At 60.3% G+C, this 6501-nt stretch carries 4 protein-coding genes; 1 reads left to right on the top strand and 3 read right to left on the bottom strand.

Annotated elements, in window-relative coordinates:
* Window positions 1–158: 158 nt before the first annotated feature.
* The 3 genes from BM235_RS23220 to BM235_RS23210 form a co-directional block, all read right to left on the bottom strand.
* Window positions 159–1865 carry a type 2 periplasmic-binding domain-containing protein gene (locus BM235_RS23220; protein WP_090116644.1) on the bottom strand — a complete coding sequence of 569 codons (1707 nt, stop codon included), beginning with the start codon at window positions 1863–1865 and terminating at the stop codon, window positions 159–161.
* A gap of 122 nt (window positions 1866–1987) precedes the next feature.
* Window positions 1988–3595: a response regulator transcription factor gene (locus BM235_RS23215; protein ID WP_090116643.1), complete on the bottom strand. Its 1608-nt coding sequence runs from the start codon at window positions 3593–3595 to the stop codon at window positions 1988–1990.
* 37 nt (window positions 3596–3632) lie between these two features.
* Window positions 3633–5411, bottom strand: a complete 1779-nt coding sequence (locus tag BM235_RS23210; RefSeq protein ID WP_090116642.1) for a sensor histidine kinase — start codon at window positions 5409–5411, stop codon at window positions 3633–3635.
* Between the two features lie 148 nt (window positions 5412–5559).
* Here BM235_RS23210 and BM235_RS23205 point away from each other — a divergent pair, with 148 nt between their 5' ends.
* Window positions 5560–6501, top strand: coding sequence for an ABC transporter permease (locus BM235_RS23205; RefSeq protein WP_090116641.1), 942 nt, complete (start codon window positions 5560–5562; stop codon window positions 6499–6501).

The raw sequence follows: 6501 nt of genomic DNA, 5'->3' as shown, positions 1-6501 counted from the left end.
ACTTGAACGCCGAAGCTGCGCGGTCGCGCCGAAGTACTTCCCAACGGCAGCGCTTCGCCGCTAGTCCGCACACTCGCCCCGCAGACGCCGCCCCGCCGAACGCAAAAAAGACGGCCGCGAGATTGCTCTCGCGGCCGCCCCTTTTTCGCCGATCGGCCTTATTGCTGTACCGACTTGAACCAATCGTTGACTTCCTTGGTGACTTGATCGCCGCCGTTGGCCTTCCAGCTGGTTACGAACGTATCGAACGCGTCGACCGGCAGCTTGCCATAGATGATCTTGTTGAACGTCTCGAGCTCGGATTGACGCAGGAGGTTCCACTTAGAGATCATAGTCGGCGTTGCGGCGCCGGTGAAGTAGTTTTGCTTGCGGACGTCGATCTGCGACATGACGACCTTGGCCGCGTACCAGTTTTCCGGCTTGCGGGACTCGGCTTGCTGCTTCTCGTAAGGCGTCTCCGGCTTGCCGCCGTCGGCGAGCTTGACGAGCGTCTTCATGTACAGGTCCGGAATGCGGGCCGGGCCGGTGATGAACGGGAACTTGTCGTTGTAGTTCTTGATCTTGGCCGAGTCGCTCGTCGGCTGGCCGTCGACGATATCCCAGTCGTAGCCTTTGGCGAAGCCGTGTTCGTACGGGCTGCCTGCAGGCGGGTTGGCCAGATTGTCCAGCATGTAGTTGTAGTACAGCAGGATCGCTTCAGGATGCGCGGCGTTCTTGTTGACCATGAAGCTGCTGTTGACGCCGGAGTTCTGCCACTTGGTGCCGATCTTGCCGTCCGGACCCGCAGGTACCGGATAAGCCTTGTATTTCGCGCCTGCGACGTTCTTCAACAGGTCCGGTGCCGGCCAGTCCGGCACCCAGTTTGCGCCTGGCAGCACGCCGGCGTTGCCCTTGGTCCAGATCTCGGCGGACTTGCCTTCATCCCACAACGCGGTATCCGGGTGAATATAGCCCTTCTTCATCCACTCTTGCAGCTTCGCCAGCGCTTGCTTCGCGCCCGGATTCACGGAGCCGTACTCGAGATTGCCGTCCGCGTCCTTGTTCCACTGCTCTTCGATCGTGCCGTACGCGCCGAACAGCCAGTCGAGACCGCCCATCCACGTGTTCGTGTTGTTCTTGAGCGAGATGGCCAGCGGGTAGACGTCCTTCGCCGCCAGGCCGTCGGGATTCTGGTTCTTGAACTTGTCCATGATGTTCTCGAGGTCCGCGATCGTCTTCGGCGCCTGAAGGTTGAGCTTCTCCATCCAGTCCTCGCGCAGCCAGAGCAGCGTGTCGTCGTTGTCGGTGTACTCCATGATCGGCAGGTTCCAGTGCTTGCCGTCCTTGGTGAACGGATACCACAGCTCCGGATGCTGAGCGGCGTGGTCTTTCCAAACCTTAGTGGCGTACTTGTCGAAAAGCTCGTCGATCGGCATGAACTCGCCGGAGTCGATCAGCTGGTTGGTCAGCACCGAGTCGGTCGGCACCATGATGAAGTCGGGCAGCTTCTCCCCGGAGGTCAGGGCGAGCTGCAGCTGCTGCTTGTATTGATCGCTTCCGGCCGGATACCACGTATCCTTACTCAGCTTGAGGCCGAGCGTGTCGAGCATCCAACGGTCGTGGACGTTGTTCTCCTTGGTGTCGCCGTTCGAGTAGGTCGTCGGCATGAGGATCGTGCTGATCTCGATCGGCGGATCGTACTTGCCAGCAGCGAACGCCTTGTCGGCTACGGACTGCTCCGATGAAGCGGATGCGGATGCGCTGGCGCTCGGTGCCGCGCCGGACGAACTTGCCGCGTTGTTGCCGTTGCCGTTGTCCGCGCAGCCGGCCAGCATCGCGACCGACATGGCCGCGGGCACGAGCCATGACTTCTTGAATTTACCCATATTTTAATCCCCCACTGTCGCATGATGACTGCATGTGTTAACTGTACCAACCGTACGGGGAGGGCTTCCATATGGCGATATTAGTTTTCGTAGGACTCTGTTAGTTTGTTGGTCGAAACGTTTCAATGACTCTCCCGGAATTCCTGCGGCGTAACGTCAAATTGTCGCTTGAACACCTTGATGAAGTACGCGGGGTCCAGATATCCGATCTCCGTGCTGATCTCGTAGATCTTCTTGTCCGTCGACTTGAGCAGGTGGCAGGCGCGGCTCATGCGCAGGGCGGCGACATAGTCGCTGATGCCCTCGCCGGTCTCGAGCTTGTAGATCTTGGACAGATGCGTCGGATGCAAATTGACGTGATCCGCGAGCGCGCGCAGCGAGACGTCGAGGTGTAGGTTGGCGTCCACGTAAGCTTGAATCTTCTGCACGTAGTGCGAGCGCGCGTCCTGGGCGTCGTCGACCGCGCCTTCGCGCAGCCGGGCAAGCGCCGCGAGCGACCACTTGCGCAGCTTGCCGATGGAGGCGAACGTCTCCCCTAGCTGCGTCAACTCGTCTTCTCCGCCAAGCAGGCCGGCCAGCGTCTTGCCGCCGCGGTGCGCAAGGTGCATGAACGCGGACGAGATCGCGAAGCCGACCTCCATGCAGTGTTCCCAGGACTCGGAGCCTTTGTCCTCCAGCTCTGAGAATACGGCGGCTAGCTTCTCCTCCGCGGCGTCCCATCTCCCGGCTTCGAGGAGATGGAGGAGGACCGGCGGCCGATGCAGCACTTCGAGCGCCCCGAGCGAGGCCGGCCGCTCCGCCGGGTCGACCTTCATGACGAATTCGCGCTCGTCGCCGACGATCCGCCGGAAGTACGAGGCAGCCTGTCGGTACTGTTCCGCCAACTCCCGGGGGAAGCGGAAAGGCTCCGTGATGACGACGGACAGCGAGCCTTTCAAGTACTGCTTCACCTTGGCTTGAACCTGCATGGCCAGGTTCTCGAGCAGCAGGTCGGGCCGGTCCACGGCCGCGCCCTGCTTCAACTGCAGCAGAAACGCCAAATAGCCGTGCTCCTCCTTGACGCTCCAAACCTCCATGAACTCGCCGAAAATTTCCTCCGCGATATTGGCGATCGCATACTCGAGCAGATGCTGGCCGTTGTTCCGGTACGGGTCGAACTCGTCCTCCAGGCGTACGAGCGCGAGCGCGCAGTTCCCGTCGCGGAACGGCAGTCCGTAGGTGTCCAGCTTGCGCGTCCACTCCTCGGCAGACATGCGCTCGCCCCGGATGGCGCCCAGCAGCAGCTGCCCGCGCAGCATCGGCAAGTTCTCGCGCAGGGCGAACTGCGTGCGCTCCAGCGAACTGACGCGTTCCCACTCCGCGTTCAGTTGCTCGATCGCCGTACGGACGGCTCCGAACAGCTCCTCGTCGGTCGGCGGCTTGAGCAGGTAGTCGACCGCATGGTTGCGGACGGCTTCCTTGGCGTAGTCGAAGTCCGCGTGGCCGGACAGAATGATGCACTTGATCCGCTTGTCGTACTCCCTGATCTTGCCGATGAGCTCGACGCCGGTCATCTCGGGCATGATGATGTCCGAGATGACGATGTCGATCGGATGCGTATCGATAATTTGCAGCGCCTCGCGGGCGGAATACGCCTTGTGTACCTGCTCGATGCCGAGCGTGTGCCAGGGCTTATGCATGGACAGATTATCGACCCAGTGCGCTTCGTCGTCTACGATGAGCAATTGCAAATGAAAGCACTCCTTGTCCGGTTCCGTAGGATATGAGTCATGGCGCTGGCTTCGGCATCTCCCAGACAATCTCCGAGCGGACGCCGCCGAGTTCGGATCGGGAGAAATGGAGGCTCGAACGCTTGCCGAAGCAGTGGATGATGCGCTGGTTCGTGTTCCACAGGCCGGCGCCCATGTCTTCTTCGAGCGGTCCGGTCAGCCGTTGATTAAGCAGGGACTGCCGCTCGGGATCCATGCCCGGGCCGTCGTCGTCCACGAAGATCCGGCAGAGGCCGTCCGCCATCTCGCCGCGGATGCGGATCTCGCCCGCGGCGAACGACTTGCCGACGCCGTGGATGACGGCGTTCTCGACGAGGGGCTGCAGCATCAGGCGCGGCACCTGCTGGGCCAGCATCTCCTCGGGCATGTCGATCGTGTAATGGATCCTGCCGTTGCGCAGCTTCTGGATGTCCAGATAGTTCACGATCAGCTTCATTTCCTCCGTCAGGCTCGCCGTCTCTTTTTCCATTCGCGTGATGTACCGATAATAGGCGCTAAGATTGTACCCCATCGCGACGACGGCGTCGTTCTCCTTCATCTGCGCCATGTTGATCATGTAGCCGAGACAGTTGTACAGAAAATGCGGATTGATCTGCGCCTGCAGCTGCTTCATCGTCGCCTCCTGGGCGCGCATCCGCTCGTTCAGCACGTTCTCGATCAGACTCTCGATCTGCCGCGACATGTCGTTGAACCGGTAGAACAGGAACGTGAACTCGCCGTTCGCCTTGGCGTCGATGCGCGCCGAGAAGTCGCCCCGCTGCACCTTCTTGAGGCCGCCGATGAGCTTCGCGATCGGACGCTGCACGTCCCGGTAGAGCAGGACGGAGATGAAGGTGCCGAACAAGAACAGCAGCAGCATCGACAGGTAAAAGAGGTTGCGGCTAGACGAGATCGGCCCCAAGATCTGGTCGAGCGGCGCGATGTCCACGAGGTAGCCGCCGAGCAGCGGCGACTTCACGAGGCTGACCAGATAGCTGTCCCCGTTCAGGCGGATCGTCCGCTGCATCGTGTCGCCCAGGTCGAGCCCGTCCAGGTACGACCGGACCTCCGTGACGAGCTTGGCGGACGCCGTGCGGTTGGGGATCGGGGCGCGACCCTTGTAGTAGAACAGCGGGTCTCCTTGGCCGCCTTCCTTGTACGTGTCCAGCATGTTCTGAATGTTCTCCCGGCCGAAGCTGGCCTGCACGACCAGATTGCTCCCCGTCAACTTGTTCTGGTGCCCGAACGAATCGGTGTAGAGCCAGCGGAACGCCTTCGCTTCTCCCGTGGCCGTCGCTTGGTCGTCGTAGATCCAATTGCCCGACAGGTTGCGCGCCAGATAGTCCTCGTCGTAAGGGGCATCCGTGCTCGAGTTGGTCACGGCCTCCTTGTGCACCTGCGAATACACCGTGAACTCGACCGGCCAGATCGTCACGATGCCGGACTGCAGCTCCATTTTCTCCTGCAGCATGTACTTCGTCTGCATCCGGTCGTACTGGTCGTCCCAAACGCCGAGCCCGTTGAACTTCTGGACGTTCGGATCCTTGGAAAACGTGAAGACGAAGTCCATCGTCTGGTTGATCCGCGAATCGATCTGGCTCGAGAGGAACGACAGCTGACTGATGTTCGAGGCCCGCATCTCCGTGCCGATGACGCGGTTCGCGACGTTGTTGGCGTAGGCGAACACGATGCCGATCGGAATAAACAGGGCGACGATCAGTCCCGTGTATTTGGCGAACATGCTCATTTTCAGCGGCCCGCCCTTCATCGCAGGCCCGACATCCATATTCCAGCGCATACGCGCGTTCCTCCTCCGCTCCAATTGCTTAACAAAACCCTATCGATCCTAACAATGTCTTATAGTTGTAAGGCCTTTCCGGTTGCTACTATGGCTTAACAAGGGTTCGCTCTGTGCCCATCAATCGATCCGCAAACGGGGGAGAGCTATGGAAGCAAATACATCCAAGTCCGCGGCGCGCGAGCTTAAGGACAGAAAACGCGGCTACAAGCAACCGTGGACGCTTCACCTCATGGTGCTGCCGGCCGCCCTGCTCGTGCTTATCTTTTCCTACGTCCCGATGTTGGGGAACGTCATGGCATTCCAGGACTACAAGGCCAGGCTCGGGTTCGCCCACTCGCCATGGGTCGGGTTCAAGCATTTCCACTATATGTTCACCAACGATTACTTCGTCAAGATCATCGGCAACACGCTGCTGTTCGCCTGCTCGAAGGTCGTCCTGAACCTGATCGTGCCGTTCCTGTTCGCGCTGCTGCTGAACGAGGTGCGCAAAATGGGGCTCAAGCGTTCGATCCAGACGTTCGTTTATCTGCCTCACTTCCTGTCCTGGGTCACGCTGTCGGGCATTCTGATCGACGTGCTCGGCCAGACGGGCATCGTCAACCAGCTGCTGACGAACGCTTTCGGCATCAAGCCGATCTTCTTCCTCGGCGACGGCACGTGGTTCCGCATCACGATCATCGTGAGCGACGTGTGGAAAGAGTTCGGCTTCAACACGATCATCTTCCTCGCGGCGCTGTCCAGCATCAGCCCGGCGCTGTACGAGGCAGCCGAGGTCGACGGCGCTTCCCGCTGGAAGCAGACGCTCAACATCACCGTGCCGTCGCTGCTGCCGATCCTCATCGTCGTCGCGACGCTCGCGATGGGCAACGTCCTGAACGCCAACTTCGACCAGGTGTTCAACCTGTACAGCCCGATGATCTACCAGCAAGGCGACATCATCGACACGTTCGTCTACCGCGAAGGCCTTCTGGGCGGACAATTCAGCTTCGCGACGGCCGTCGGCTTTTTCAAGTCGGTGATCAGCCTCATCTTGATCGTAATCTCATACCGGCTCGCCTACAAGTTCGCAGGATACCGGATTTTCTAG

Source organism: Cohnella sp. OV330 (assembly GCF_900112065.1).
In the GTDB taxonomy this organism is placed as follows: Bacteria; Bacillota; Bacilli; order Paenibacillales; family Paenibacillaceae; genus Cohnella.
This window is presented reverse-complemented; position numbering and strand designations above follow the sequence as displayed.

What these genes read in the sequence shown, in the direction of transcription:
- BM235_RS23220 (WP_090116644.1), bottom strand. Translation starts at nt 1,865, where the DNA reads ATGGGTAAATTCAAGAAGTCATGGCTCGTGCCCGCGGCCATGTCGGTC.
- BM235_RS23210 (WP_090116642.1), bottom strand. Translation starts at nt 5,411, where the DNA reads ATGCGCTGGAATATGGATGTCGGGCCTGCGATGAAGGGCGGGCCGCTG.
- BM235_RS23205 (WP_090116641.1), top strand. Translation starts at nt 5,560, where the DNA reads ATGGAAGCAAATACATCCAAGTCCGCGGCGCGCGAGCTTAAGGACAGA.